The following is a 25806-nucleotide window of genomic DNA, read 5'->3' as shown; positions in this document are numbered from 1 at the left end:
CTCTGCTCAGGCCTGAACGCCGCGATCGATCGCGCGCAGCGCTTCCCCGCGCGCGATCAGGCGCTTTGCGTTGGAATAGGTCGGAACTTCGAGCAGCGAGCCGTCGAGCTCGACGCGCCCAAGACCCTGTGCCCGTGCCGCTTCGAAGGCAGCGACGATCCTGCGCGCCTGGTGCAGCTCATCCTCGCTCGGCGTGAGGACGTCGTTGACGATGGCGGCATGCGCGGGATCGACCAGGCTCTTTGCGGTGTAACCCAGCCGTCGCGCCCAGACCGTGTCGCGTTCGACGCCCGCAGCGTCGCTCCAGGTGTAGGGACAATCGACCGCTACGACACTGGCGGCGCGGCATTCGACGATGAAACGCTGCCGCGCGTAAGCGAGTTCCAGGCCATCGCTGCCGCGCTCGGCGCCAAGATCGGCGGCGAGGTCTTCGGAGGCCATCAGGCAGCCGATGGTGCGCCGGCTCGCCGCCGCGATCGCGCCGGTTTGCACCAGCCCGCGCGCGAACTCGATGTTCGGGAGCAGCGCCGTCGATCCCTCAGCGATGCCGTAGTCGCGCTCGAACCGCGTCACCGCCTCGTCGAGCCTGACGACATGGTGCGGCTCGGCGACCTTCGGCAGCGCGACGATATCCGGACGGCCGCGCATCACCGCGGCAAGATCGTCCATGCCGTCCTGATCCAGCGGATTGACGCGGACCGCGACCACCACGCCCTGGTCGCGCCAGGCCGCGTAGAGCTCAGCCGCCAGCGCCCGCGCCGTCGCCCGTAGCGTCGGCGGGGTGAAGTCCTCCAGCTCGTGGATCAACACATCGGCGCCGCTGGCGGCCGCGCCTTGCAGGACCGCCTCGTTGGCGCCTTCGAGAAACAGCCAGGAGCGGCACAGCGGGGCCGGGCGCAGCTTGCGCATCACGCCGCCCGCGCCGCCGTCACTGAAACGTCATGTCGAGGCATTTCGAAATATCGGAGCCGAGGCCGGACGAGATGGTGATGCAGCCGCGGATCTTCTGGGTGTTGGTATCGCTGGCCCAGATTGCATAGCCGCCCGGGCCGAAGAACGAATTGGTGTTCGGCGGCTCGGTCTCGGTGGCGTCGAACGTGTAATTGCCGTCGGTCTCGAAGATGCGCGGCTTTTTGGTGCAGCCGCCGTCGGCCTGCACGTTGATGACCTCCTTGTTGTCCCGCGTCAGCGCCAGCGAGACCTGGCAGCGGAAATATTCAGAGGTCTTGGCGTTGAACAGGTAAGCGTAGGACTTGCAGGTCGAAGTGTTGAGCTTGCCGGCCGACAGGCCGCGGCTGCAGGAGATCCGCTGGTTGTTGGAGAGCTTGAACTCGTCCGCCCGCGCGACTGACGCCAGCGCCATGAACGACAGAGCGACACCGATACCGATCTTCATGACGTGGTTCATCGCGATCACCCCCAGGTAGTGTTTCCGCCAATCGAAGCGTTTGTAAACGGTAACGCGAAAATAGTCGCCAAGCTTGATGCGGGAAATCACAAAGTCGCTGGCGTGCGTGGGCGGCCGCACCGATTGTCGTATTGACGCGCGAATGCCGTTCGTGATTTGTTCAAGAAGAGTGGGGACGACGCCGTTTTTCGGCCGGAGGTGGATCATGACGCATTTTTTGACCAAGACCTTTATTGCGACCGCGACCCTTGCTGCACTGACGACATGCGCATTCGCGCAAGAGGCTGCGCCCTGGGAGCTGAAGACCGACATGGGCTACGCCTATGACAAGGAGGGCAAGACCTGGGCCTACAAGATGGGGACCAGCAATGCCAACACGCTGCTGAAGGGCGCCAAGAAGGTGCCGAAGGGGACGCTGTTCTTCATCGGCCATAACGGCCAGCTCTACATGCGCTCCGGGCCCTACCTCGAGGGCGACGGCAAGTTCATGTTCGGCTCGAACTAAAGCGTGTTCGAGCGAAGTGGACGCCGGTTCGCGTGAAGAGCTTCGGTTCTGATTCAATCAGAACCGAACATGCTCTAGCGCTTTTCGGCAGACCTCAGAACGCCGCGGCCAATTCCCGCGCGCCGGGCTTGTTGCTGTTGGAATCCATCCGCTCATTGGTGACCGCGAGCAGCCTGGCCACGGTGTTGTGACGGATCGCGACCGGATTGCGCTCATAGCCCGAGCGCTGGAAGAAATTCGTGGTCGGTACCTGCTCGCGCATCGCCTGCGGCATGGTCACCATGTCGAGCCCGGTGCCGTCGCCGGTCAGGTTCATCATCTCGAGCTCGGCCGCGGTCAGCGGCCTTGTGTAGCCCTTGTTGCGGGCGAAGATCACCGAGGTCAGCAGCTTGTGGGTCTGCAGCATCGGGCCGATATCGATGTCGAGCACCATGGCGTGACAGGCCCAGCCCTGCGGCGTGTCGGCGAGGCGCTGATGCGCCGACCAGTCGTCGGGCACGGTGCGCGTGAACGCGACCATCTTCTTCAGCACCGCGAGCTTGTGCTCCATGGCCTTGCGCGCCGGTCCTTGCGTCGCTGCAACCCGCGCGGTCAGATCCCGCACGAATTCATGGCCCTGCTCGGCCAAGAGCTCGACGGTGTTGGTGGTGAGCAGCTGGTTGTAGCCCATCGCGGTGGAGATGGCGCGCTTGCCGCCATGCTCGATGCCGGCCTGCACGTCGTAATTGCCGGTGCCGCCGGTCTCGAATGAATAGACCCGCACCGCCTGCTCCGGCGTCAGCCCCGCGGCGCGCGCGTAGCGGGCATAGGCGCGCTTGAACTCGACCTCGCTCGTCGGTCGCTGCGGCGTGAACTGGAATTGTTCGGCCGCCGCCCGGACCAGATCCGATGCCACCGGAATGGTCTTGGGCGGACGCGGCGGCTTGCCGCCCTCCTCTTCCGGCGCCGGATTGACCGGCCGCTTCGGGCCCTCATAGACCGGCGGCTGCTGCAGCACGTAGTCGTCGAGCGTGATCTGCACGCGGTCGCGGCGCTTGGCGTTGCGGCCGCGTCGCTTGTCGGCGATCGCGCTCCAATAGGCGCTGGCGTCCTGCTCGAAGGCGGCGCGCGCCTCTTCATATTCCTGCAGCTTGCGGCGATACTCCATGATCGCCTGCGGCGAGGCCTGCGCCATTGCGTTGGCAACGGACGGCGGCAACACATCGGCCTCGCCGGCCGATACGGACGGCGCGCTGGCGGCGAGCGCGAGCGCGACAAATCCAGGAACGAAGCGAATCAATTGCGGGCGCATGGCCTCGTTGTAGCAAGCACGGCCGCGAAGTCAGCCCGGAAATGTCCGGATCGCAAGCGGCCGGATGCCGCGATCAGGTCCAGAATTTTCGCCACAATGCAGCGTTCTCCGAAGAATGCGTTTCCCAAGAATGCCTTGGAGATTGCGATGAGGACGGCACTCTGGCGCGTTGACGCTTGCCGCACCTGTGCGCGCCGAACGTCCGGATTGCGGGTCGTTTCCGGATACGCGTTCACGGCTCTCTTGTTACGAGAATGTGTCGCGCGCGCCGCCGGAACCCGAGGCCGCGACGCATCCGCCTGATCCGCAAGGCGAGGCAATGAAGATGAACGCCCGCAAGCGGCGTCACAAATAGCCGCCGCAAGAGTCTACTTCCACGCGAACACCGGCTGCTCCAGATCGGCGACGCGGGTGTTGCGGCCGGCGAGCACCTCGCGGAACTGATAGATCAGCGCGGCGGTCGGCGCATGGATCTGCTGGCCGCCGAGCCGGAAGCGGATCACGCGCCGCGCGCTCTCCGGGATCGTGACGAAGCTGAATGCGCCCTCGAGCTCGACCGCATCGAGACCGATGCGATGGACGGACGCGACCTCGTCCGGGTTCGGCGTGATCGCCGCACGTGCACCAGCCCAGACCACGACCGGCGTGATGAGATAGCCGGAGCGCGTAGGATAATCATCGAGCATGCCGAGCACGTCGCGCTCGGACAGCGCCAGCCCAAGCTCCTCGTGCAGCTCGCGCAGCGCGGCCTCAGTCTGGGTCTCGCCGGCATCGCAGCGGCCGCCCGGCAGCGCCCATTGCGCGGCGTGGGAGCGCAGCTGCGCGCTGCGGCGGGTCAGCAGGAATGCCGTGCTATTGTTGTCATCACCTTCGGTCAGCGCGATCGCGACCGCCGCGCGCTTCAGCGTCGGTGCCGCATCGGCCGGCGCCAGGCGCGCGAACGCTGAGCAGAGCTCTGCGATATTCCGCCGGGTGGCATCGTCAAATGTGCGGGCCATTGATCTTGACTACAACACATCAGCGTTTGATGAAATGAGCGGAACGACATGCCTCCTGCGATCAATCATCTGCAAGCAAGGGATCCCTCCTCATGACGGCCAAGGCCGCGGACAAACTCAAATCCGACGGCTGGAAGATCGCCGACACCACGGGTTTCCTGACGCTGATCGGCCCGCTGTGGGAACGGTTGAAGGACGGCGCGCTCGAGCTCGCGCTGATCACCGAAGACAAGCACCACAATCGCCGCGGCCTGGTGCAGGGCGGCGTCATCATGACCTTCGCCGACCGCGCCTGCGGCATGGCCGCGCGCTTCGTCTCGGGCAAGCCGACGCTTGCGACGGTGCAGCTCGATACCCATTTCGTCGAGGCCGGCAAGATCGGCGAGATCCTGACGACCCGGCCGCGCGTGGTGCGCTCGACCCGCAGCCTGATCTTCATCACGGCCGAGGTAGCCGTCGACAAGCGCTGCATCGCGATGGCCAACGGCGTGTTCAAGATTCTGAAGAACGACAGCTGACGCGTCATTCCGGAGGAACGATCGATGCAATATCGCCAGCTCGGCCGCAGCGGCCTGAAGGTCTCGCCGATCTGCCTCGGCACCATGATGTTCGGCGGACCGACCGACGAGGCGACCTCGTCGCGGATCGTGGCGAAGGCGCGCGAGGCCGGCATCAACTTCATCGACAGCGCCGACGCCTATAATGGCGGCAAGTCCGAGGAGGTCGTGGGACGCGCGATCTCGAACAGCCGGTCGAACTGGGTGCTCGCGACCAAGCTCGCCAATCCGATCGGCGACGATCCGAACCATGGCGGGCTGTCGCGGCGCTGGGTGTTGCAGGCTGCCGACGAGAGCCTGAAGCGGCTCGGCACCGACTACATCGACGTCTACTACCTGCACAAGGAAGACCACGCGACGCCGCTCGACGAGACGGTGCGCGCGATGGGCGACCTGATCCGCGCCGGCAAGGTGCGCTATTTCGGCGTCTCCAACTACCGTGCCTGGCGCGTCGCCGAGATCTGCAACATCTGCGACCGGCTCGGCATCGACCGTCCGGTCGCGAGCCAGCCCTATTACAACGCGATGAACCGGATGCCCGAGGTCGAGCATTTCCCGGCCTGCGCTTATTACGGCCTCGGCATCGTGCCCTATAGCCCGCTGGCGCGCGGCGTGCTGACCGGCAAATACGCGCCCGACACCGCACCGCCTGCGGATACCCGCGCCGGCCGCAACGACAAGCGCATGATGCAGACCGAGTGGCGGCCGGAATCGCTGCAACTCGCGCAGGAGATCAAGCGCCACGCCGAGAGCCGCGGCATCACCGCCGGGCAGTTCGCGGTCGCCTGGGTGCTCAACTCGTCGTTCGTCAGTGCGGTCATCGCGGGGCCACGCACCGAAGCGCAATGGGACGATTACATCCGCGCGCTCGACTACCGCTTCACCGCAGAGGACGAAGCCCTGATCGACCGCCTCGTCGTCACCGGCCATCCCTCGACCCCGGGCTTCAACGATCCCGCCTATCCGATCGAAGGACGCCGAGCGCGGACCGGATAGCGTCCAGGCTTCGGCACTCCGCTCGGTTTGCCGAAGTCACGTTTCGTAGCTTCCGAATTGCGCACGCGTCGCGCCGACTGCACCATCAGCGCATGGAAATGCTGATACCGGTGCTGCAATGACGGCATCCAATGTACTGGACTGGATCGTGGCTCTTCTGGTGTGCTGGGCGAGCCTGACCGCAATCTTCGAACCTTCCCGCGGGGCCTCTCAGTGCGACGCTCCGATCGCGACGAGCAGCGCGGTGCAATCGCGAGCGGCTGTTCCGACGCAGGCGGAGTTCGAGGAGATGATCCGGGACATGAAGCTGCACGACTGAGCAAAGCTGCGGAAAGCCTTATCTCTTCCAATTGCGGGCCCGAAATGAAACAGGGCGGCGCCGGAGCGCCGCCCTGTCCCGGATTGCCGTTGCCGGCCGCTTACTTCACGAGATCGAAGCGATCGGCGTTCATCACCTTGGCCCAGGCCGCGACGAAGTCGTTCACGAACTGCTCCTTGGCATCGGACGAGCCGTAGACTTCGGCGAACGCGCGCAGCTGCGAGTGCGAGCCGAAGATCAGGTCGACGCGGGTACCGGTCCACTTCACCGCCTTGGTCTTGCGGTCGCGGCCTTCATAGACGCCCTGACCGGCATCGCTCCACACCGTGCCCATGTCGAGCAGGTTGAGGAAGAAGTCGTTGGTCAGCGTCCCCGGCTTGCCGGTGAAGACGCCGTGCTTCGACTTCTTGGCATTGGCGCCGAGCACGCGCAGGCCGCCGATGAGGACCGTCAATTCCGGTCCGGTCAGCTTGAGGAGCTGCGCACGATCGACCAGCGCCTCCTCGGGCTGCAGGAACTGATGCTTGCCGCCGACATAGTTGCGGAAGCCGTCAGCCCGCGGCTCGAGCGGAGCGAACGATTCAACGTCGGTCTGGTCCTGCGTCGCATCGGTGCGGCCCGGCGTGAAGGGGACCTTCACATTGGTGCCGCCGTCCTTCGCCGCCTTCTCGATCGCAGCCGCGCCGCCGAGCACGATCAGGTCGGCGAGCGAGACCTTCTTGCCGAACTCCTTCTGGATGGCCTCGAGCTTGGCCAGCACAGTCTTGAGCTGGGCCGGCTCGTTGACTTCCCAATCCTTCTGCGGAGCAAGACGGATGCGCGCGCCGTTGGCGCCGCCGCGCTTGTCGGAGCCGCGGAACGTCGAGGCCGAGGCCCAGGCGGTCGACACCAGTTCGGACACCGACAGACCCGAGGCGAGGATCTTCGCCTTGAGCGCCTCGATGTCCTTGTCGTCGATCACGGCGTGATCGAGCGCCGGCACCGGGTCCTGCCAGATCAGCGTTTCCTTCGGCACCAGCGGGCCAAGGTAGCGCTGGATCGGACCCATGTCGCGGTGCGTGAGCTTGAACCAAGCGCGGGCGAAGGCGTCCGCGAACTGATCCGGATGCTCATAGAACCGGCGCGAGATCTTCTCATAGGCCGGGTCGAAACGCAGCGAGAGGTCGGTGGTCAGCATCGTCGGGACATGCTTCTTCGACGAATCGAACGCGTCCGGAATGTCGGCCGCCGCGCCCTTTGCCTTCCACTGCTTCGCACCCGCCGGGCTCTTCGTCAGCTCCCATTCGTACTTGAACAGGTTCTCGAAGAAGTGGTTGCTCCACTTGGTCGGGGTCTGGGTCCAGGTGACCTCTGGGCCGCCGGTGATCGCGTCAGCGCCGACGCCGGTGCCGAACTTGCTCTTCCAGCCGAGGCCCTGTTCCTCGATCGCACCGCCTTCCGGCTCCGGACCGATCAGCGACGGATCGCCCGCACCGTGGGTCTTGCCGAAGGTGTGGCCGCCGGCGATCAGCGCAACCGTCTCCTCGTCGTTCATCGCCATGCGGAAGAACGTCTCGCGGATGTCCTTGGCGGCGGCGACCGGGTCCGGATTGCCGTTCGGGCCTTCCGGGTTGACGTAGATCAGGCCCATCTGCACCGCGCCGAGCGGCTCGGAGAGCTGGCGCTCGCCGCTGTAGCGCTCGTCGCCGAGCCAGGTGCCTTCCGGACCCCAGTACAGTTCTTCCGGCTCCCACACGTCGGCACGGCCACCCGCAAAACCGAACGTCTTGAAGCCCATCGATTCAAGCGCGACGTTGCCGGCGAGGACCATCAGGTCGGCCCACGAGATCTTGCGGCCGTATTTCTGCTTGATCGGCCACAGCAGCCGGCGCGCCTTGTCGAGGTTGGCGTTGTCGGGCCAGCTGTTGAGCGGAGCGAAACGCTGCTGACCGGCACCGGCGCCGCCACGGCCATCGGTGATGCGGTAGGTACCCGCCGAGTGCCAGGCCATGCGGATCATCAGGCCGCCGTAATGGCCGAAGTCGGCCGGCCACCATTCCTGCGATGTCGTCATCAGGGCCGTGAGGTCCTTGATCACGGCATTGAGATCGAGCGACTTGAATTCCTTGGCGTAGTCGAAGCCCTTGCCCATCGGATCGGACAGGCTGGAGTTGTGATGCAGCACCTGAACGTCGAGCGTCTCCGGCCACCAGTCACGATTCGTGTGCCCGCGAGGTCCGCCCGTGAATGGGCATTTGCCCGCGCCTTCGTCGGTTTTTGCGTCCATGTTTCTTCTCCGAGGTGGTGGATTCTGGAATGTGCTGGAGCTCTTCCAAGAACGATTCTACGCGCCCCAATCCATCAGGTGAAATTGACTTTAGTGATCGCGTCGATAAGATAATCTGATGATAAATGTCACACTCCGGCAACTGAGGTATTTCGATGCGCTGGCCCAGCACGGGCATTTCGGGCGTGCCGCGGATGCCTGCGCGGTGTCGCAGCCGGCGCTGTCGATGCAGATCCGCGAGCTGGAACGCGCCGTCGGCGGCGTGCTGATCGAACGCAATGCCCGGCAGGTTACCCTGACGGCGTTCGGCGAGGACCTGCTGCACCGCGTGCGCGACATCCTGCGCTCGGTCGACGAGCTCGGCGACTTCGCCCGCGCCTCGCGCGACAAGCTCGCCGGCCGTCTGCGCGTCGGGATGATCCCGACTATTGCGCCATATCTGCTGCCGAGGGTGATCGAGACGCTGGCGCGGCTGCATCCCGAGCTCGACATCCATGTCCGCGAGACGCTGACGCCGAAGCTGATCAAGGAAGTCGCCGAAGGCCGGCTCGACACCGCGATCGTGGCGCTGCCGGTGTCGGAACCGTCGCTGACCGAGGTCGCGTTGTTCTCGGAGAACTTCCTGCTGGTGCGGCCGGGCGAGGATGCCAAGACGCCGGTGCCGAGCGCCGAGATGCTGCGCGAGATGCGGCTGCTGCTGCTCGAGGAGGGCCACTGCTTCCGCGACCAGGCGCTGTCGTTCTGCAACATGCAGTCCTCGCCGCCGCGCGAGGTGCTGGATGCGAGCTCGCTGTCGACGCTGGTGCAGATGGTCGGCGCCGGCATCGGCGTCACCCTGATCCCCGAGATGGCGGTGACGGTGGAGACGCGCTCGGCGCCGGTCACCGTCTCGCGCTTCAAGCACCCGCAGCCCTCGCGCACCATCGGCATGGTCTGGCGCAAGACCTCTCCGCTCGCCTCGCAGCTCCAGCAGATCGCCGAAGTGGTGAGCCTCGCCGCCCGGGAACTGCGCGCGCCGAAGCAGGATGGCGGCAAGGAGCCAGCGAAACGCGCGGGGCGACGGAAGGTGGCGTGATCGCGGCCGTGGAGCGGAGACGATGTCGTCCGTGTTTGGTGTACCAAGCGCGCCACACTCACCGTCGTCCTAGCGAAAGCTACTTGACCCGTCATCCTGAGGTGCGAGCGAAGCGAGCCTCGAAGGATGCACGGCCACAGTCGGGCCGTCGATCCTTCGAGACGGCCGCGTTGCGGCCTCCTCAGGATGACGGGGGATAAAGTTGAGCGCGCGATCTTCCAATTATCGTCCTGGCGAAAGCCAGGACCCGTGAATCACACGTCCGCATTCTCGCGGCGAATGACAAGATGAGGCAGCGACCTACTGCCCCAGATACTTCTTCATCTCGGCAATCAATCCGTCGCGCAGTTCGGGGCGCTTGAGGCCGAAGGCGATGTTGGCGCGGAGGAAGCCGGGCTTGGAGCCGCAATCGTGGCGCTCGCCCTCGAACTCGACGCCGTAGAACTTCTGCGTTTTCGCAAGGCCGATCATGGCGTCGGTGAGCTGGATCTCGCCGCCGGCGCCGCGCTCCTGGGTGGCCAGGATGTCGAAGATCTCCGGCTGCAGGATGTAGCGGCCGGTGATCGACAGGTTGGACGGCGCGGTGCCCTGCGGCGGCTTCTCGACCATGCGGTCGACCTCGAAGATGTTGCCGGTGCGTTTGCCGACGCTGCAGATGCCGTATTGATGGGTGAGCTCGTCGGGCACGGCCTCGACCGCGATCACGTTCGACTTCTCGCCGAGCTTGTTGGCGGCGTCGATCATCTGCTTCAGGCAGCCCGGCGTGTTCAGCACCAGCTCGTCGGGCAGCACCACCGCGAACGGCTCGTTGCCGACGATGTCGCGCGCGCACCACACTGCGTGGCCGAGACCGAGCGGCGATTGCTGCCGGGTGAAGCTCATCGCGCCGGCTTCCGGCTGGTTCTGCGCGAGGATCTCCTGCTCGGTCTTCTTGCCGCGCTGCGCGAGCGTGGTGTCGAGCTCGAACATGCGGTCGAAGTGATCCTCGATGACACCCTTGTTGCGGCCGGTGACGAACACGAAGTGCTCGATGCCGGCTTCGCGGGCTTCATCGACCACGTACTGGATCAGGGGCTTGTCGACGATCGTCAGCATCTCCTTCGGCATTGCCTTGGTGGCGGGCAGCACGCGGGTGCCGAGACCGGCGACGGGAAATACGGCTTTGCGGATCTTCATGGGATTATCGGAAGCCTTGCAACGGGTGGGAACGTGCGAGATTTAATCTCTTCTTGGTAACCGTTTTGCAGCCGAGAACAAAGGCGGATGTGTGATGCGCAGCCATCCGCCCTCTTCCACCCAAGTATCTTCCACCTAACCGTCGTCGACCCAAGCGTTCGGACTACCGCGGCATCCCGACCGCCCGCGAATTCGCGCGCGACGGAGCCGGCGCGCCGCCGGATGCAGCGGTCGCGGCAGCAGATGACGCGATCCAGCGGCGATACTTGCGGGTCAGCACCGCCGTCCGCAGCTGGGCGAGAACCAACGCCTTCAGCGGCGAAACGTTCGGGTTGGCCGAGCGGCCCCGGCTCAACCGCCGGAGCTGGAATTTCACGACGGCCATCGCGGCAAGCGAGGCCATCGGCTTGCTCTTCCAGCTGATGGGCGCGACTTCTGGCCGCAGATCCTCAGCCCGGCGCCACGCGTTCGGCAAATCCGGCCTGATCGCAAGCGCGGTGGCGATGCCGGCGATGGCGACGCCGCTGTCGAGCACCTGTTGCACAACGCCGATGCGGCGAATGCCGCCGGTGACCATGACCGGCATCCGTGCGACCGCGGCGATGTCGCGCGCGAAGTCGAGGAAATAGGCCTCGCGCGCCAGCGTGCGGCCGTCGCGTGCCTCGCCTTGCATCGCCGGCGCCTCGTAGCTGCCGCCCGACAGTTCGACCAGATCGACCAGCATGTCGTTCAGCATCTCGACGACCGTCTTCGCATCGGCCGCATCGAAGCCGCCGCGCTGGAAATCCGCCGAATTCAGTTTGACCGCAACCGAGAAGCCGGGCGACGCCGCGGCGCGCACCGCCTTGACGGTTTCGATCAACAGACGCGCGCGGTTTTGCAGCGAGCCGCCCCAACGGTCGGTGCGCCGGTTGGTCAGGGGCGACAGGAACTGGCTGAGCAGATAGCCGTGTGCCGCATGGATCTGGACGCCGGAGAAGCCGGCCCGTTCGGCGAGCCGCGCCGCGCTGGCGAAGCGCACGACCACCTCGCTGATATCCTGTTCCGTCATCACCCTAGGCATCGCAAACAGGTTCGAATGCTTGCCGAGATCGAGCGGCACCGCCGATGGCGCCAGGGTTTGCTGGCCGAGATTCTTCATCATCTGGCGGCCCGGATGATTGAGCTGCATCCAGATTTGCGCACCCTTGGCCCGGCCGATCCGCGCCCAGTTTCGAAACGCTTCAAGCTCGGTGCCGTCCTCCAGCACGACGCCACCCGGACCGGTCATGGCGCGGCGATCGATCATGACGTTGCCGGTGATGATGAGGCCGGCGCCGCCGTCGGCCCAGGCCTGATAGAGGCGCAGCAGCTCGGGCGAGGGGAAATGCGCGGCATCGGCCATGTTCTCCTCCATCGCCGCCTTGGCGATGCGGTTGGGAACGGTGGTCCCGTTGGGTAAAGTGAGGGAATCGAACGGCGACATCGGCCAGGTTCCTTATCAAGTTCCTTGTTGATCTGGGTGCACCCTAACCTTAAAGTAAACTTTAAGGTCAAGCAGCTAACGGAACGCCGCCGTGAAGATCGGGGAACTGGCTCGGGAGTCCGGTTTGTCGCCGTCGCGCATCCGCTTCTATGAGCGGGAGGGCCTGATCGGGTCGATCGATCGCGGCTTGAACGGCTATCGGCAGTATTCGCGCGGCACCAGGCAGGTCCTCGAGATCATCGTGATGGCCCAGCAGGCCGGATTTACGCTCGACGAGATCCGGAACCTGCTGCCGCCGCACGGCAAGGGAGATTGGAGCAAGGACACGCTGGTGGCCGCACTCAAGACCAAGGTGGTCGAGGTCGCAGCCCTGCAGCGCCGGTTGTCCGAAACCCAGGCCGGCCTTGAGGCCGTGATCGCCCGGATCGAGGCCACGCCACCGGGCGGCGACTGTTTCGAGAACGCCGAGGCTGTTCTGGCCGACCTCCGGGATCAGGCAAAAGCGGGTTGACGACGCCGGACAATTTGTCCCGGCCAAAACCGTCGCGTGATTTCGCCACGCCCCAAATGCTGCCCTTTGTTAAGCTATTGGAAACCGTGACGGGGCCTTCTGAGGCGGCACGATTTTGACAGGCACACGACACATGCGCGCGATGGGAATACCAAGGACCAGGCTCTTCAGCGCGAGCCTGATCGCGCTGGCCCTGCTGCTGCCGGGCAGCACGCAAGCGCAGTCGGCCGGCAACGGCCTGACCAATTTGATCGACAGCATCTTCTCCCCGAACGCCGCGACGCCGCCGCAGGCCGCGACCGGACAGGACGGCGCGGCGCCGCCCTGGAGCGGCGAAGACGGCGCCTCCGGCCACCCGCTGATGACCGCCGCCGCGATCCGTCAGGCCGCGTCCGACTTCCCGAACTGCGTCGGCGCGATGTGGCCGGACGCCGCGCGACGCAACATCACGCAGCAGAATTTCGAGCGCTTCACTGCGGGCCTGCAGCCCGACCTGCGCATCATGGATCTGCTGGATTCGCAGCCGGAGTTCACCAAGGCGATCTGGGACTATCTCGACATCCTCGTCAGCGACACCAGGCTCGCCAAGGGCCGCGAGATCCTTGCGAAATACAAGCCGCAGTTCGACGCGACCGAGAAGGCCTATGGCGTCGACCGCTATATCATCGCGGCGATCTGGGGCATCGAGTCGAACTACTCGACGCAGATGGGCGATCGCAGCGTGGTGCAGTCGACCGCGACGCTCGCCTGCATCGGCCGCCGCCAGGCCTATTTCAAGGACGAATTCCTATCGGCGCTGGAGATTCTCAACCGCGGCGACCTCAGGCCCGAGCAGATGCGCGGCTCCTGGGCCGGCGCGTTCGGCCCGACCCAGTTCATGCCGACGGCGTTCAAGCGCTACGCCGTCGACGGCGATGGCGACGGCCGCCGCGACGTCGTCGACGATCCGAGCGACCTGATCGCGTCCACCGCCAACAATCTGAAGAAGGACGGCTGGCAGACCGGCGCGAGCTGGGGCTACGAGGTGGTGCTGCCGCAGGGCCTCAATTACATGCTGGCCGACCGCGCCAAGGTGATGCCGCTGTCGCAATGGGAGCAACTCGGCGTCAAGCGACCCAACAACCAGCCGTTCCCGCGGCCGTCCGACAAGGCCTATCTGCTGGCGCCCGCCGGTGCCGAAGGACCGGGCTTCCTGATGCTGCAAAATTTCCGGGTGATCATGAAGTACAACCCGGCCGAGGCCTATGCGCTCGCCATCGGCCATTTCGCCGACCGCCTGCGCGGCGGCCAACCCTTCGTGCAGCCCTGGCCGCGCCAGGAGCGGGTGCTGTCGCGCGCCGAGCGGCTGGAACTGCAGCAGCTGCTCGCCCAGCGCGGCTTCTACAAGGGCACGCCGGACGGCCAGTTCGGCGGCCAGACCCGCGAGGCGCTGCGCGGCTTCCAGGTCTCGATCGGTGCACCGGCCGACGGTTTTGCCACATCAGAGGTGCTCGAGCGGCTGCGCGGGCGGTAGGGCTGCCCCGTAGCCCGGATGGAGCGCAGCGAAATCCGGGGTTCTCACCGTGCGGTTGGTCTGGTCCCGGATTGCGCTCCGCTCCATCCGGGCTACCCGGTTCGCGGTGCCCGCCCCCCCCCCAAAACTAACCGTGAAATCCGATATTTGCCGCTTGCCTTGACGACGGCCGGAGGCACCCGATTTATGGTGGAAAAGCTGCCCGCTTGCGGCCCGATTCCGCTAGTATGCTCACGTACTTCCAGATCATTTGCGACCGAACGCGATGCGAGAGCCAAAGTCCTTCCTGCGCATATTCACCGAAGCCGGTCCGCTGGTCGCGCTGGCGGTGGCGCTTGCGCTGTTGATCGGCATCGCCCAGCCCGCCTCGGCGCAGTTCTTCGGCTTCCCCGGCTTCGGTGGCGGACCGCCGCAACCGCAGCGCCGTGCGCCGCCGCAGCACGGCGGTGGCGGCGGCTGGTTCGGCGGCGATTTTTTCGCGCCGTTCCAGCAACAGCAGCCGCAATCACAGCCGCAGCGGCCGCGCGAGGATTTCTCGCGGGCGCCGCCGCCGGCCAAGCGCGAAGCTGCCGCCGAGCGCAACGTGCTCGTGATCGGCGACGCGATGGCCGACTGGCTCGCCTATGGTCTGGAAGATGCCTATTCCGACCAGCCCGACATGGGCGTGATCCGCAAGCACAAGACGGTCTCCGGCCTGATCCGCTATCAGCCCAAGGGCGACCCGGCGGACTGGGCTGCGGCCGCCAAGGGCATTCTCGCCACCGAGAACCCCGACGCCATCGTCGTGATGCTCGGCCTCAACGATCGAACAGCGATCCGCGAACCGGTCGTGGAGAAGAAGGTCGACAAGAAGGACGAGAAGAAGGACGCGCGCGGCAAGCCGGATGCAAAGCCGGGCGACAAGCCCGATGCCGCCGCCAAGACTGATGGCAAGGCTGACGGCAAGACCGATACCAAGGCCGACAACAAGCCGGCCGACGCCGAGCCGCCGGCCGACGACGCCGACACCGACTCGCAGGCGGCGCCGGAAAAGACCGCGCGCTCGCCCAACGGCCTCTACGAATTCCGCGACGACCGCTGGGTCGAGCTCTACGGCAAGAAGATCGAGGAACTGATCAACGTGCTGAAGAGCAAGGGCGTGCCGGTGCTGTGGGTCGGCCTGCCCGCGATCCGCGGCCAGAAGGGCACGTCGGACATGCTGTTCCTCGACGCGCTCTATCGCGACGGCGCCGGCAAGGCCGGCATCACCTATGTTGACGTCTGGGACGGCTTTGTCGACGAGGCCGGCCGCTTCATGCAGAAGGGCCCGGACTTCGAAGGCCAGCCGCGCAAGCTGCGCTCCGATGACGGCGTGTTCTTCACCAAGGCCGGCGCGCGCAAGCTCGCGCACTATGTCGAGCGCGAGGTGACGCGGCTGCTGGCGGTGCGCTCCGGCCCGATCGCGCTGCCGAGCGAACCGGCAACGCCGGAGACCAGCACCGAGCCCGGCAAGCCCGCGCCGCGGCCGCTGGCCGGCCCCGTGCTGCCGCTGGTCGCCTCAACGGTCGGTACCGATCAATTGCTCGGCGGCCCCGGCTCGCGGCCCGCCGCGGTCGACGCGCTCGCCGCACGCACGCTGGTGAAGGGAGAGGCCCTGGCGCCGCCGGCCGGACGCGCCGATGATTTCGCCTGGCCGCGCCGCGAGATCGGGCGTGAGCAGGCCAAGGGCGACGTGCCGGTTGCCGCGGCCACGCCCGCCGCACCGGCAACGGGCGGCCCTGCCAATCCGCCGCCTTCGACCACGGCGATCGCGCCTGACGGCTCGATCATCACCGCGCCGAAGCCGCCACGGCGCGTGTTCCGTCCGGCCCAGGCCCAACCGCAGCAGCAGCCGCAGACCCAGCCCTGGCTGCGTGACTTCTTCGGCTTCGGCGCGCCGCAGCAGCGCCCGCTGGTCGCTCCGCCGCCGCGTCCGCCTCGCAGCGTCGGACAGCGCGCCGCAGGACCGGGCAATCCCTGGCAATAGAGATTTCCGCCAGACTGTTCAGAACGACTGAACGACGAAGCGCGCAGGATCCATCCACATCATTGCGAGCCACCCGGTCGGCGCGAAGCGCCGCCGAATGACAGGACGTGAGACGATCGACTAGCCGTAGTACCGCCAGCGCGACGGCGGCGGGCGGCGCGGCTGGCGCGTCATCAGCAGCGCGAGCGCAAAGCCGATGCCGCCGGCGATCAACAGCGAACCGAGCGGATTGTCCTGTACCGTCTGCGCCATCGCCTTCTGACCGCTGCGAACCGTCTCGCCGCGATGTTCGTAAGCATCCTTGGCGTAGTTGACCGCGGTGTCGGCGGCATCGCGCGCCGCATCCTTGGCCTGGCCGTAGAGATCCTGCACTGCGCCCGCTTCGCGTGCGCGACCCGAGGCCTGCGTCTGCGCATCGCCGGTCGCGTCGCCGACGGCGCCCTCGGCCTTGCCTGCAAATTCCTTTGCCGTTCCGAAAATCCGATCCTTGTCCATCGTGACGCTCCCTGAACTGTCAGTGAGCCAACCGGGGAACCGAGCGCAAGTTCCTGGAGCTAGAGAATCAGCCCACCATCAACGATGATGGTCTGGCCGACGACGTAGGACGCAAGCGGCGAGGCCAGGAACAGCGCGGCGCCGGCCATGTCCGCTGGCGTGCCGAGGCGCTTCAGCGGAATGCGCTCCAGCGCGCCTTCGAGCCGCTTCGGATTCGCGGTCGTCGCCTTGGTCATCTTGGTGTCGACGAGGCCCGGCGCGATGCCGTTGACGCGGATGCCATTCTCCGCCCAGGCCTCGCCGAGCGTACGCGTCAGCCCGACCGCGCCGGTCTTCGAGGCGTTGTAGGCCGGGTTGCCCATCGTGGAATGATAGGCCGCGGTCGAGCTCACGATGATCAGCGAGCCTTTGCTCGCGCTCAGCATCGCGTGGAATTTGGTGGCGCAGGCCATCAGGCTCATCAGATTGACTTCGAGCACCTTGCGGAAACCTTCCATCTGGAATTCCCCGCGGCGGTAAATCACCGCGCCCTGCGCCAGCACCAGCACGTCGAGCCGATCGAATGACGGCGCGAGGTTCTCGATCGCCTGCGGATCGGAGACATCGAGCTGCGCATAGTCAAGGCCCTCGAGATGCGAGCCTTCCTCGGCGGAATAGTCGCTCGCCTGCGCGCGGGTGCCGTACACGGCAACGCGTGCGCCCTTGGCGCGGAAGGCCTGCGCGATGCCGTTGCCGATGCCGCTGGAGCCGCCGACCACCAGTACCTGCTTGCCGCCGAAATCGAGCTCGTTCATCGCGTTCCTCTCCCGTGCTGTTTTCTTTGATTGAGCATGATCCTTTTCGAAAAGCCAACGGAGAAACTTGCGTTAACGCGCTGCGCGTGCGGCGATACGGGATCGCTGGTTTGACGTCCCTGCCGATCGGTGCCAGCGTCGCCGTGTCTCACAACGCAAAAAACAATTGGGAGGTCCGTCGTGTCCGAATACAAGCAGCTCAGCCGTTCGGTGAAGGGCCTCACCGTTCTCGTCACGGGAGCAGCCAGCGGCATGGGCCGCGCCACCGCGCGCGTGTTCGCCGACGAAGGCGCCAACGTCGCGGTCACCGATTTGACCGAAGATGGCACGCAGGCGGTGGCGAAGGAGATTTCCGCAAGCGGCGGCTCGGCAAAGGCCTGGACGCTGGACGTCAGCGATCGCGACGCCATCACCCGGGTCGTCAATGATGTCGCCGCGCATTTCGGCGGTCTCGACATCGTCGTCAACAATGCCGGCATCTCGGTGCGGGTGGCGATCGACGATCCTGCTTACGAGGACGCCTGGGCCAAGGGCATCGCTGTGATGCTGACGGCGCATCCGCGCATCATCCGCGCCGCGCTGCCATACCTGCGCAAGTCGCGATCGCCGCGCATCGTCAACATCGCCTCCACGGAAGCTCTGGGTGCAACAGGCCTGCACAGCCCCTACTCCGCGGCAAAGGGCGGCGTCACCAGCCTGACCCGCTCGCTCGCTGTGGAACTGGGGCGCGAAGGCATCACCGTGAACTGCATCTGCCCGGGCCCGATCCGCACCGCCATCACCGACCGCATCTCCGAGGAGCACAAGACGATTTACGCCAAGCGCCGCACCGCGCTCGCGCGTTACGGCGATCCGGAAGAGGTCGCGCATATGACGCTGAGCCTGTGCCTGCCCGCCGCATCATTCCTGACCGGCGCCGTGATTCCGGTCGACGGCGGGTTGATGGCCAGAAACGCTTGATGCGTTCCCCGGATGCGGCGCAGCACAGAGCGATGCGCTGCCGATCCGGGGGCCACGCAGCATGGGTCCCGGCTCTGCGGCGCAGCGTCAAGAGACGCTGCACCGCGTCCGGGACACGCGGCTGCGCAACCCTGCATGTCGTTCCGTGCGTTGACAGGCCGCATCTCGGGAGTAGCCTTCCCGTCAAACGAAGCGGGACAACCGCCCGCAAGATTCGGGGAGATACACCAATGACGGTCCTGATCCGGCAGCTTCACAAGCATTTCGTCGGCGAGGTATCCGGCGTCGATCTGCGCAAGCCGCTGACGAAGCAGGAAGCGATCGACATCGAGGCCGGCATGGACAAATACGCCGTGCTCGTCTTCCATGGCCAGGACATCACGGACGAGCAGCAGATGGCGTTCGCGCTGAACTTCGGCGAGCGCGAGAACGCGCGTGGCGGCACGGTGACCAAGAAGGAAGACTACCGCCTCTCCTCCGGGCTCAACGATGTCGGCAATCTCGGCAAGGACGGCAAGCCGCTGCCGAAGGATCACCGCACCCATCTGTTCAATCTCGGCAACTGCCTGTGGCATTCCGACAGCTCATTCCGGCCGATCCCGGCAAAATTCTCGCTGCTGTCGGCGCGCGTAGTCAACCCGAAGGGCGGCAACACCGAATTCGCCGACATGCGTGCCGCCTATGACGCGCTCGACGACGAGACCAAGACCGAGATTGACGACATGATCTGCGAGCACTCGCTGATGTATTCGCGCGGCTCGCTCGGCTTCCTCGACTACACCGACGAGGAAAAAGAGATGTTCAAGCCGGTGCTGCAGCGCCTGGTGCGCACCCATCCGGTGCACGGCCGCAAGTCGCTGTACCTGTCATCGCATGCCGGCGCCATCAAGGGCATGAGCATGCCGGAGGCGCGGCTGTTGCTGCGCGATCTCACCGAGCACGCCACGCAGGGCGAATTCGTCTATGTGCACAAATGGACGGTGCATGACCTCGTGATGTGGGACAACCGCCAGACCGTGCACCGCGTCCGCCGCTACGACCAGTCGCAGCCCCGCGACATGCGCCGCGCCACGGTGGCGGGTACGCAGCCGACCGTGGCGCAGGAGGCGGCGGAGTAGCGGACGCAATTACAGCCGTCGTCCCGGGCAAGCCAACGGGTCGGCGCGAAGCGCCGCCCGATGACAGGCTCCGCGCGACCCGGGACCCATAACCACAGGGCGCCGTTGTGGCGCGAGGCCGTGGCCCCAGCGCGGCGTCACAACTGCATGCGGTGGTTATGGGTCCCTGCTTTCGCAGGGACGACATTGAGATGGAGGCTCTGTCGTAACCAAAACCACTGTCGACGACACTGTGGGTGTGGCCAGAGCTACGCGTGCCCGGCGTCGTTCGACAGCATGCCGGCCTCGATGCCGATCTTGCGCAGGGCGCTGGCGTATTTCTCGTCGACATCGGTGCCGAAGATCAGCTCCGGATCGGCATCGCAATGCAGCCAGCCATTGTGCTGGATCTCGTTCTCGAGCTGGCCAGGTCCCCAGCCGGCATAGCCGAGCGCGAGGATCGCGTGCTTGGGGCCCGAGCCCTTGGCGATCGCCTTCAGGATATCGACGGTCGCGGTGAGCGAGATGCCGTCGTCGATGTTGAGCGTCGCATCCTGTATGTAGAAGTCGCTGGAATGCAGCACGAAGCCGCGACCGGTGTCGACCGGACCGCCCTTCATCACTTTCATCATCTCGGCATTTTCCGGCAGCTGGATCTGGTCCGACTTCTGGATGATGTCGAGCTGCACCAGGAGGCCGGGGAAATCGATGCTGCCGGCCGGGCGGTTGACGATGATGCCCATCGCCCCCTCCGAGGAATGGGCGCACATGTAGATCACCGAGCGTTCGAACCGCGGATCGCTCATCACGGGCATCGCAATCAGCATCTGGCCGTCGAGGTAGCCGTCCTCGGGCGCGTTGTGACCGATGGCGGCGCTTCTGCCGGCGGCGGTCTTGCGAGTCTTGCCTGTTTTGCCTTCAGGGCGCATCCGCAAAGGCCTTTCCTGCTGATTTGGCATCCTGATATTGGGTGGCGGTTCTGTCAATCAACCTTCGGCCGCCGTGCGGCGATGCATCACAAGCAATTCAATGGTTTGCAACGAAAGTTGCAGGTAAAGACGTCTCATGATCGTCACAGTTCCTTTGCGGGCCGCATTTGCCGTTGCCGCCATATTTTCCGTCGCATGTATGGCAGCGGAGGTTCGCGCCGACGACGCCTCGCCATGGCAGCAGGACACGCATTCGGCGGTGCGGCTGCTGGCCGGATCGCGCAGCGGCGCGGTGCTGCTCGGCGGCATCGCCTTCCAGCTGCAGGACGGCTGGAAGACCTACTGGCGGACGCCAGGCGATTCCGGCGTGCCGCCGCGGTTCGATTTCTCCAAATCGGACAATGTCGATGCGGTCACGGTGATGTGGCCGGCGCCGCGCCAGTTCGACGACGGCGCCGGAGGCACCTCGCTCGGCTACAAGCACCAGGTGGTGCTGCCGCTGCGCATCGTCGCCAAGAATCCCGACAAGCCGCTGGTGCTGCGCGCCGACATCAACTACGCGGTGTGCGAGAAGCTGTGCGTGCCGGTGGAGGCGAAGGCCGAGCTCGCGTTCGCCAGCGTCGCCTCGACCGAGGACGCCGCGCTGTCGGAAGCGCTCAACGCGGTGCCGAAGCCCGCCAATATCGGCGACCCCACCCCGTTCACGATCCGCGACGTCAAGCGCGACGGCAACAACGTGCTGGTCGACGTCGCCGCGCCCGAGAACAAGGATCTCAGCCTGTTCGTCGAGGGGCCGACGCCCGAATGGGCACTGCCGGTGCCGAAGCTCGTCGCGCACGCGCCGCCGGGCGTGAAGCGCTTCTCGTTCGAACTCGACGGCCTGCCGCCCGGCGCCAAGGCCGACGGCGCCGCGTTGAAGCTGACCCTGGTCGGCGGCGACAAAAGCTACGAATTCAATATCAATCTGAATTGATGCGCGCGCCCCAACTTGCGGAACTCGCGAAATTTGTTGCCCCACGGGGTCTTTCGTATCTAGCATGAGGCTGGGCAGGGTTCACTTTCGGGAGGATCCCAACGTGAATCCTAGAGGGGCTGTCTACTCAGCTGACCTCATCCAGCAGATGAAGGCCGTTCTCGACGACGCCACGGCGACTCTCCCTGAAGCCAAACGCACGTCGGCGATAAAAGCCGAGATGGCTTGCTCCATTGTGGCGGCCGTCGCAAAGGGCGAGCGGAACCTGGACGTGTTGAAGACGTTGGCTGTCGGGAGCCTGGTGGACCGTTCCCACTACTCCCACGATATCTCGCCGGAACGCCGGGTGATTTGAAATCCCGGCGGCTTGTTGCCCGCGACCGATTTTCTTCGCGCGCCTCGTTGCCCGTTTTTATTGCCATATCGTCGAGGAGTTAGCCGTGGCTACGCGTCGCATCCTGATCGTCGAAGATGAGCCGATGATTGCCATGATGGTGGAAGACTTCCTGGAAGATTTGGGATGGGACGTCGCGGGCTGGGCCGTCGGGCCGAAGCAAGCTCTCGCAATGGCGCGGGACGCCGACATCGACGCTGCCCTGCTCGATGTCAACCTGAGCGGCCAGGACACCTTCGCCGTCGCCGACATTCTCAGCGGGCGTGGCATTCCTTTCGTGTTCGCAACCGGCTATGGCGCAGATGGCGTGGCCGATCGTTTTCGGGCAGTGCCGACCCTGACAAAACCTTTTCAGCGCGACGAATTGGCGCGTGCCCTGCACAAAGCCACCGGGGGTGTCCACAGCTCTATCAGGGGCCTGTTTGCCGATCCGGAATCGCGAGGTCCGCCGCGCAAAGCGAACTCGGCGGGCTGCTAGATCAACTTCGGCCCGGCCGCGCGCTACGGTCTGAGGTCTAGAGCCTTCGGAAGTTGCACGTCGATCGTGCAGATGACCCCGCCGGAGGCAAACTCTCGCCGAACGGTCGACTGCGGTATCGCCCGTTCGATCAACTCGCTGCCAAAGCCCTTTGCCTTCGGCTCGGTGATCTTCGGCCCGCCGCGCTCGCGCCAGATCACCGTCAGGGACGGTTGCCCATTCCGTGTTTCCAGTTTCCAGCTCAGATCCACGGTACCAGTGCGCCGTGAAAACGGGCCGTATTTGGCGGCGTTGGTGGCAAGCTCGTGGAATACCAGCCCGAACGGGGTCGCCAGATCGGCCGGCAAGAACACCGGCTCGCCCGTGATCTTGACCCGGTCGGGATTGCCGCCGACGTGAGGCTCGAATTGCCTGCGTGCCAGCGTCCCGAGATCGGCGCCCCTCCAGTCGGAATCCACCAGCAGTGAATGCGCCGCGGCGAGCGCGGTGAGGCGGCCGTCCAGGCGGTCAGTGAACTCCTCATAGGATTTGCTGAAGCGGCGGGTTTGATGCGCGATCGATTGCACCACCGTCAGCGTGTTCTTGACGCGATGGGTCAGTTCGCGGAGCAACAGCCTCTGCTGCGTCTCCCATGCCTTGCGTTCGGTCACGTCTCGCGTGCTCTCCAGCGCAAGCTGCTGACCACCGACCGTCTCCAGGATAATGCGGCTCTCGACCGTCAACTCCCGGCCGTCCTTGGTCCTGTGCTTGATTTCACCGCTCCAGCTGCCTTCTTCGTGCAGCTTGACCCGCAGTTCGGCGAATGAGCTGCCCGGCACGATCGTACCGATCAGCTTCTCTTTCTTCTTTCCGACCGCTTCGTCGCGGCTGAAACCGTAGAGCTGTTCGCTGCCGCGATTCCACTCCAGAATAGTGCCGCTGAAATCCCAGATAAAGATCGGATCGTGCGCGAGTTCGACCAGCTGTGTCTCCTGGCGAAGCTTGCGTTCGCTGGTCCGGAGCGCCTCCTCGGTATGCCGCCGGTCCGTCATGTCGACGAAAGTCAGAACGACGCCGTCGATCTTGTCATCGACCGTGCGATAAGGGCGTAGCCGTACATCGTACCAGCGGCCGTCACGGCTGCGAATTTCGTGCCCGATCGGCGTGAGGTTGGAAAGCACCCTGCGGGCATCGCCGACGAGGCCGTCATATTCCAGTCGGTGGGCGAAATCCGAGATCGGGCGGCCCTCGTCGCTCGGCGTGATGCTGAACAGTTCGGTGACCTGCTGCGTGAATCGCTTGATCCGCAAACTGGAATCGAGGAACAGCGTGCCGAAATCGGTCGCAGCCATCAGGTTTTGAAGATCGCTGTGCGCACGCGAGACCGCCTCAAGCTTCAGCTTGAGTTCGCTGTTGACGGTTTGCAGTTCCTCATTGATCGACTGCAGCTCCTCCTTGCTGGTTTCCAGTTCCTCGGAGGTGGAGCGGTATTCCTCGTTAATCGATTGCAATTCCTCGTTGGCCGCGCGCAATTCCTCGTTGGCGCTCTCGGATTCCTCTCGGGTCGTCCGCAGCCGCGACTGGGTCTGCTGCAACTCTTCGCGCAGTCGGCTGATGATTTCGTTGCCTGAGCCGATCTCCGCCGAGCGGCCTTCGGTCACCTGTTCGACCGCGCCGCCCTCGATGAACAGCACGACCGCCCTGTTCTCCCCACCGCCGTCATGGTCGTCGGCGGGCTTGACGTGCATCAGCACCCGATGCGGCGAGCCGTTGAAGCGGACCGGGATGGGCAGCGTGAGCCAGGGTTGCGCGGTGTCGAAAGCCCTGTGCAGGGCCGACCGCAATTCGAACCGCAGTTCGGGCCGCACCAGATCGACGACATTGCCGCTGAGCGGCCCGCCGGCCGGCTGCAGAAAACGCCCGGCATTTTCGGACATGTGCAGGACGCGATGCGACTGATCGACCAGAATGCTGGGAGGCGCGAACCTTTCGAGCGCCTGGCGGTGCGCGGCAGCCTCGTTCAGCAACGTGCTGGTGCTGGGCGGTCGCATCGGATGCGCGGCCTGATCGTGCACGATGGCAACGCTGCCGAGCAGGCGCGGCAACAGACGCAGCTCGCCCGGCGCAGCCGAGGATTGGTAGATGCGCGCCTTGCGGTCGAAGGTCCGGAATTGTCCTGGCGGATTATCGGCGCTCTCCGACGTGCCCAGCATCAGGAATCCATCGGGATGGAGCGCGTAGTGAAATGTATTGCACGCCAGTTCCTGAAGATCCCGGTCCAGATAGATCAGCAGGTTGCGGCAGGCGATGAGATCGAGACGCGAGAAGGGTGGGTCCTTGAGCAGGCTATGGCTCGCGAACAGGACGAGATCGCGCAATTCCTGGCGAACGCGATAGTGATCGCCCTCCTTCACGAAAAACCGCCGCAGGCGATCTTCGTTGACATCGGCCTCGATGGCCGCGGGATACTGGCCTTCTCGCGCCATCGCGAGTGCCTTGGCGTCGATGTCGGAGCCGAACACCTGGATCGTCGGCCGGATATCCTGCCGGGAGGCCTGCTCCAGCAACAGCATCGCGACCGAATAGGCTTCTTCACCGGTGGCGCAGCCGGGCACCCAGACGCGGATCGCGCGGTCGGACAATTTGCCTTGGAACAGCTGCGGAATGACCTGCAGCTCGAGCGTCTGAAACGCTTCCTTGTCCCGGAAGAACGAGGTCACCGAAATCAGGAGGTCGCCGAGCAGCGCCTGCGCCTCGTCAGGACTGTCGCGAAGCACGTCGTAATACGCGTTCGGACTGTCTGACCTCGTCACCTGCATGCGGCGCGCGATCCGGCGCAGGATCGTCGCCCGCTTGTACTTGGAGAAATCGTGCCCGGTCCGGACCCGGACGTGCGCGAGGATTCGCCGCAGCAGGTCCGGATTCAACCCGCGCAGGCCCGCCGGGGCACCATTGTTCTTCTCGCGAACCAGTTCGGTCAGGCGCTGGGCAATCTCGCGGACCGGCAGGATGAAGTCCGCAATGCCCGTCGCAATGGCGGCACGCGGCATCGAGGGGAATTCCGCCTCGGTCGGATCCTGCACGAGGATGATACCCCCGGACTCCTTGACGGCTCTCACGCCGACCGCACCGTCAGAGCCGGCGCCGGTCAGGATCACGGCGCAACCGTCGCCGTGCTGCTCCGCCAGCGAGCGGAAGAACAGGTCGATCGGCGCCCGCTTTCCTCGTGGCTCATCGAATTCCGCGGTGGCGATCTCGTCGTCGGTGATGTGCAGGCGGCGATCAGGTGGGATGACGTAGACATGATCCGGTTGCAGCGCCACCGGCTTTCCCACCTGGAGCACCGGCATATGGGTGCGCGCGGCCAGGATGTTGGACATCTCGCTACGCGTATCCGGATCGAGGTGCACCACCACGACGAAGGCCGCGCCGGGTTTTTCAGGCAGCGCAGCAAACAGATGCTGCAATGCACGGACCCCGCCGGCGGAGGCCCCGATGCCGACGACAATGGTCTTGGGACGATTAGGCTCCGCTTCCTCGTTCCGCTCCTCGTCGCTCGCTTCACTCATCCGCGCGGCTCAATTCCTTGATCGTCCATCGGACGCAACTGCATTTGATCCAC

At 65.3% G+C, this 25806-nt stretch carries 24 protein-coding genes; 13 read left to right on the top strand and 11 right to left on the bottom strand.

Annotated features, from left to right (window positions below; translation table 11 throughout):
* Positions 1-6: 6 nt before the first annotated feature.
* Together XH92_RS05340 and XH92_RS05335 are read right to left on the bottom strand one after the other, a co-directional pair.
* Positions 7-909 (bottom strand): CoA ester lyase, encoded by a 903-nt coding sequence (locus tag XH92_RS05340; RefSeq protein ID WP_246788263.1) that lies wholly within the window; start codon positions 907-909, stop codon positions 7-9.
* 19 nt (positions 910-928) lie between these two features.
* Positions 929-1408, bottom strand: a complete 480-nt coding sequence (locus XH92_RS05335; protein WP_194458299.1) for a hypothetical protein — start codon at positions 1406-1408, stop codon at positions 929-931.
* Between the two features lie 205 nt (positions 1409-1613).
* Here XH92_RS05335 and XH92_RS05330 point away from each other — a divergent pair, with 205 nt between their 5' ends.
* Positions 1614-1913 carry a hypothetical protein gene (locus XH92_RS05330; RefSeq protein WP_194458298.1) on the top strand — a complete coding sequence of 100 codons (300 nt, stop codon included), beginning with the start codon at positions 1614-1616 and terminating at the stop codon, positions 1911-1913.
* Positions 1914-2007: 94 nt separating this feature from the next.
* On the opposite strand, the gene XH92_RS05325 is transcribed toward XH92_RS05330, so the two are convergent.
* The gene (locus XH92_RS05325) at positions 2008-3204 is read right to left on the bottom strand and encodes a hypothetical protein (RefSeq protein WP_194458297.1); all 1197 of its coding nucleotides are present in this window, start codon (positions 3202-3204) and stop codon (positions 2008-2010) included.
* Between the two features lie 368 nt (positions 3205-3572).
* A complete protein-coding gene (locus tag XH92_RS05320) occupies positions 3573-4202 on the bottom strand; it encodes a CoA pyrophosphatase (protein ID WP_194458296.1) in 630 nt (209 codons plus the stop codon).
* Between the two features lie 92 nt (positions 4203-4294).
* Between XH92_RS05320 and XH92_RS05315 the strand changes: the two genes are divergently transcribed.
* From XH92_RS05315 to XH92_RS05305, 3 genes are all read left to right on the top strand, one after another.
* Positions 4295-4720, top strand: a complete 426-nt coding sequence (locus XH92_RS05315) for a PaaI family thioesterase (RefSeq protein ID WP_194458295.1) — start codon at positions 4295-4297, stop codon at positions 4718-4720.
* A gap of 24 nt (positions 4721-4744) precedes the next feature.
* Positions 4745-5755, top strand: a complete 1011-nt coding sequence (locus XH92_RS05310; protein WP_194458294.1) for an aldo/keto reductase — start codon at positions 4745-4747, stop codon at positions 5753-5755.
* Positions 5756-5873: 118 nt separating this feature from the next.
* Positions 5874-6074: a hypothetical protein gene (locus XH92_RS05305; protein ID WP_194458293.1), complete on the top strand. Its 201-nt coding sequence runs from the start codon at positions 5874-5876 to the stop codon at positions 6072-6074.
* A gap of 100 nt (positions 6075-6174) precedes the next feature.
* Here the strand turns inward: XH92_RS05305 and katG are convergent, their stop codons facing one another.
* Positions 6175-8340, bottom strand: a complete 2166-nt coding sequence (gene katG, locus XH92_RS05300) for a catalase/peroxidase HPI (RefSeq protein ID WP_194458292.1) — start codon at positions 8338-8340, stop codon at positions 6175-6177.
* A 118-nt stretch (positions 8341-8458) separates the two neighbouring features.
* On the opposite strand from katG, the gene XH92_RS05295 reads away from it, so the two are divergent.
* The gene (locus XH92_RS05295) at positions 8459-9415 is read left to right on the top strand and encodes a hydrogen peroxide-inducible genes activator (RefSeq protein WP_194458291.1); all 957 of its coding nucleotides are present in this window, start codon (positions 8459-8461) and stop codon (positions 9413-9415) included.
* Between the two features lie 300 nt (positions 9416-9715).
* On the opposite strand, the gene galU is transcribed toward XH92_RS05295, so the two are convergent.
* Together galU and XH92_RS05285 are read right to left on the bottom strand one after the other, a co-directional pair.
* Positions 9716-10591 carry a UTP--glucose-1-phosphate uridylyltransferase GalU gene (gene galU / locus XH92_RS05290; protein ID WP_194458289.1) on the bottom strand — a complete coding sequence of 292 codons (876 nt, stop codon included), beginning with the start codon at positions 10589-10591 and terminating at the stop codon, positions 9716-9718.
* Positions 10592-10754: 163 nt separating this feature from the next.
* Positions 10755-12056, bottom strand: coding sequence for an NADH:flavin oxidoreductase/NADH oxidase family protein (locus XH92_RS05285; RefSeq protein WP_194458288.1), 1302 nt, complete (start codon positions 12054-12056; stop codon positions 10755-10757).
* Between the two features lie 91 nt (positions 12057-12147).
* Between XH92_RS05285 and XH92_RS05280 the strand changes: the two genes are divergently transcribed.
* The 3 genes from XH92_RS05280 to XH92_RS05270 all read left to right on the top strand — a co-directional run bounded on the left by XH92_RS05280 (position 12148) and on the right by XH92_RS05270 (position 16085).
* On the top strand, positions 12148-12567 hold the full coding sequence (locus XH92_RS05280; RefSeq protein WP_194458287.1) for a MerR family transcriptional regulator: 420 nt from the start codon (positions 12148-12150) through the stop codon (positions 12565-12567).
* Between the two features lie 133 nt (positions 12568-12700).
* The gene (locus XH92_RS05275; RefSeq protein ID WP_194458286.1) at positions 12701-14080 is read left to right on the top strand and encodes a lytic murein transglycosylase; all 1380 of its coding nucleotides are present in this window, start codon (positions 12701-12703) and stop codon (positions 14078-14080) included.
* 265 nt (positions 14081-14345) lie between these two features.
* Positions 14346-16085, top strand: a complete 1740-nt coding sequence (locus XH92_RS05270) for an SGNH family hydrolase (protein WP_194458285.1) — start codon at positions 14346-14348, stop codon at positions 16083-16085.
* A 120-nt stretch (positions 16086-16205) separates the two neighbouring features.
* On the opposite strand, the gene XH92_RS05265 is transcribed toward XH92_RS05270, so the two are convergent.
* The gene (locus XH92_RS05265; protein ID WP_194458284.1) at positions 16206-16580 is read right to left on the bottom strand and encodes a CsbD family protein; all 375 of its coding nucleotides are present in this window, start codon (positions 16578-16580) and stop codon (positions 16206-16208) included.
* A 59-nt stretch (positions 16581-16639) separates the two neighbouring features.
* Positions 16640-17374, bottom strand: coding sequence for an SDR family NAD(P)-dependent oxidoreductase (locus XH92_RS05260; RefSeq protein ID WP_194458283.1), 735 nt, complete (start codon positions 17372-17374; stop codon positions 16640-16642).
* A gap of 180 nt (positions 17375-17554) precedes the next feature.
* Here XH92_RS05260 and XH92_RS05255 point away from each other — a divergent pair, with 180 nt between their 5' ends.
* Both XH92_RS05255 and XH92_RS05250 read left to right on the top strand, forming a co-directional pair.
* The gene (locus XH92_RS05255) at positions 17555-18334 is read left to right on the top strand and encodes an SDR family NAD(P)-dependent oxidoreductase (protein ID WP_194458282.1); all 780 of its coding nucleotides are present in this window, start codon (positions 17555-17557) and stop codon (positions 18332-18334) included.
* A 230-nt stretch (positions 18335-18564) separates the two neighbouring features.
* Positions 18565-19452, top strand: coding sequence for a TauD/TfdA family dioxygenase (locus XH92_RS05250; RefSeq protein ID WP_194458281.1), 888 nt, complete (start codon positions 18565-18567; stop codon positions 19450-19452).
* A 248-nt stretch (positions 19453-19700) separates the two neighbouring features.
* Here XH92_RS05250 and XH92_RS05245 read toward each other — a convergent pair whose 3' ends face one another.
* Positions 19701-20360, bottom strand: coding sequence for a YqgE/AlgH family protein (locus XH92_RS05245; RefSeq protein ID WP_194458280.1), 660 nt, complete (start codon positions 20358-20360; stop codon positions 19701-19703).
* Between the two features lie 136 nt (positions 20361-20496).
* Between XH92_RS05245 and XH92_RS05240 the strand changes: the two genes are divergently transcribed.
* The 3 genes from XH92_RS05240 (at position 20497) to XH92_RS05230 (ending at position 22205) form a co-directional block, all read left to right on the top strand.
* A complete protein-coding gene (locus tag XH92_RS05240; protein ID WP_194458279.1) occupies positions 20497-21333 on the top strand; it encodes a protein-disulfide reductase DsbD domain-containing protein in 837 nt (278 codons plus the stop codon).
* 64 nt (positions 21334-21397) lie between these two features.
* Positions 21398-21688: a hypothetical protein gene (locus XH92_RS05235; RefSeq protein ID WP_194458278.1), complete on the top strand. Its 291-nt coding sequence runs from the start codon at positions 21398-21400 to the stop codon at positions 21686-21688.
* A gap of 85 nt (positions 21689-21773) precedes the next feature.
* Positions 21774-22205, top strand: a complete 432-nt coding sequence (locus XH92_RS05230; protein WP_194458277.1) for a response regulator — start codon at positions 21774-21776, stop codon at positions 22203-22205.
* Between the two features lie 23 nt (positions 22206-22228).
* Here the strand turns inward: XH92_RS05230 and XH92_RS05225 are convergent, their stop codons facing one another.
* Positions 22229-25753 (bottom strand): chemotaxis protein CheB, encoded by a 3525-nt coding sequence (locus XH92_RS05225; protein WP_194458276.1) that lies wholly within the window; start codon positions 25751-25753, stop codon positions 22229-22231.
* Positions 25754-25806: the final 53 nt, after the last annotated feature.

The organism is Bradyrhizobium sp. CCBAU 53421, from assembly GCF_015291625.1.
Lineage (GTDB): Bacteria > Pseudomonadota > Alphaproteobacteria > Rhizobiales > Xanthobacteraceae > Bradyrhizobium.
Note: the sequence above shows the minus strand (reverse complement) of the source record. Positions and strands in the feature narration are given on the sequence as shown.

Excerpts from the sequence above, each read along its gene's own strand:
- XH92_RS05315 (WP_194458295.1), top strand. The coding sequence starts at position 4,295 with ATGACGGCCAAGGCCGCGGACAAACTCAAATCCGACGGCTGGAAGATC.
- galU (WP_194458289.1), bottom strand. The coding sequence starts at position 10,591 with ATGAAGATCCGCAAAGCCGTATTTCCCGTCGCCGGTCTCGGCACCCGC.
- XH92_RS05235 (WP_194458278.1), top strand. The coding sequence starts at position 21,398 with ATGAGGCTGGGCAGGGTTCACTTTCGGGAGGATCCCAACGTGAATCCT.
- XH92_RS05275 (WP_194458286.1), top strand. The coding sequence starts at position 12,701 with ATGCGCGCGATGGGAATACCAAGGACCAGGCTCTTCAGCGCGAGCCTG.
- katG (WP_194458292.1), bottom strand. The coding sequence starts at position 8,340 with ATGGACGCAAAAACCGACGAAGGCGCGGGCAAATGCCCATTCACGGGC.
- XH92_RS05225 (WP_194458276.1), bottom strand. The coding sequence starts at position 25,753 with ATGAGTGAAGCGAGCGACGAGGAGCGGAACGAGGAAGCGGAGCCTAAT.
- XH92_RS05325 (WP_194458297.1), bottom strand. The coding sequence starts at position 3,204 with ATGCGCCCGCAATTGATTCGCTTCGTTCCTGGATTTGTCGCGCTCGCG.
- XH92_RS05330 (WP_194458298.1), top strand. The coding sequence starts at position 1,614 with ATGACGCATTTTTTGACCAAGACCTTTATTGCGACCGCGACCCTTGCT.
- XH92_RS05335 (WP_194458299.1), bottom strand. The coding sequence starts at position 1,408 with ATGAACCACGTCATGAAGATCGGTATCGGTGTCGCTCTGTCGTTCATG.
- XH92_RS05240 (WP_194458279.1), top strand. The coding sequence starts at position 20,497 with ATGATCGTCACAGTTCCTTTGCGGGCCGCATTTGCCGTTGCCGCCATA.
- XH92_RS05270 (WP_194458285.1), top strand. The coding sequence starts at position 14,346 with ATGCGAGAGCCAAAGTCCTTCCTGCGCATATTCACCGAAGCCGGTCCG.
- XH92_RS05260 (WP_194458283.1), bottom strand. The coding sequence starts at position 17,374 with ATGAACGAGCTCGATTTCGGCGGCAAGCAGGTACTGGTGGTCGGCGGC.
- XH92_RS05340 (WP_246788263.1), bottom strand. The coding sequence starts at position 909 with ATGCGCAAGCTGCGCCCGGCCCCGCTGTGCCGCTCCTGGCTGTTTCTC.
- XH92_RS05295 (WP_194458291.1), top strand. The coding sequence starts at position 8,459 with ATGATAAATGTCACACTCCGGCAACTGAGGTATTTCGATGCGCTGGCC.
- XH92_RS05245 (WP_194458280.1), bottom strand. The coding sequence starts at position 20,360 with ATGCGCCCTGAAGGCAAAACAGGCAAGACTCGCAAGACCGCCGCCGGC.
- XH92_RS05265 (WP_194458284.1), bottom strand. The coding sequence starts at position 16,580 with ATGGACAAGGATCGGATTTTCGGAACGGCAAAGGAATTTGCAGGCAAG.
- XH92_RS05250 (WP_194458281.1), top strand. The coding sequence starts at position 18,565 with ATGACGGTCCTGATCCGGCAGCTTCACAAGCATTTCGTCGGCGAGGTA.
- XH92_RS05285 (WP_194458288.1), bottom strand. The coding sequence starts at position 12,056 with ATGTCGCCGTTCGATTCCCTCACTTTACCCAACGGGACCACCGTTCCC.
- XH92_RS05305 (WP_194458293.1), top strand. The coding sequence starts at position 5,874 with ATGACGGCATCCAATGTACTGGACTGGATCGTGGCTCTTCTGGTGTGC.
- XH92_RS05320 (WP_194458296.1), bottom strand. The coding sequence starts at position 4,202 with ATGGCCCGCACATTTGACGATGCCACCCGGCGGAATATCGCAGAGCTC.
- XH92_RS05310 (WP_194458294.1), top strand. The coding sequence starts at position 4,745 with ATGCAATATCGCCAGCTCGGCCGCAGCGGCCTGAAGGTCTCGCCGATC.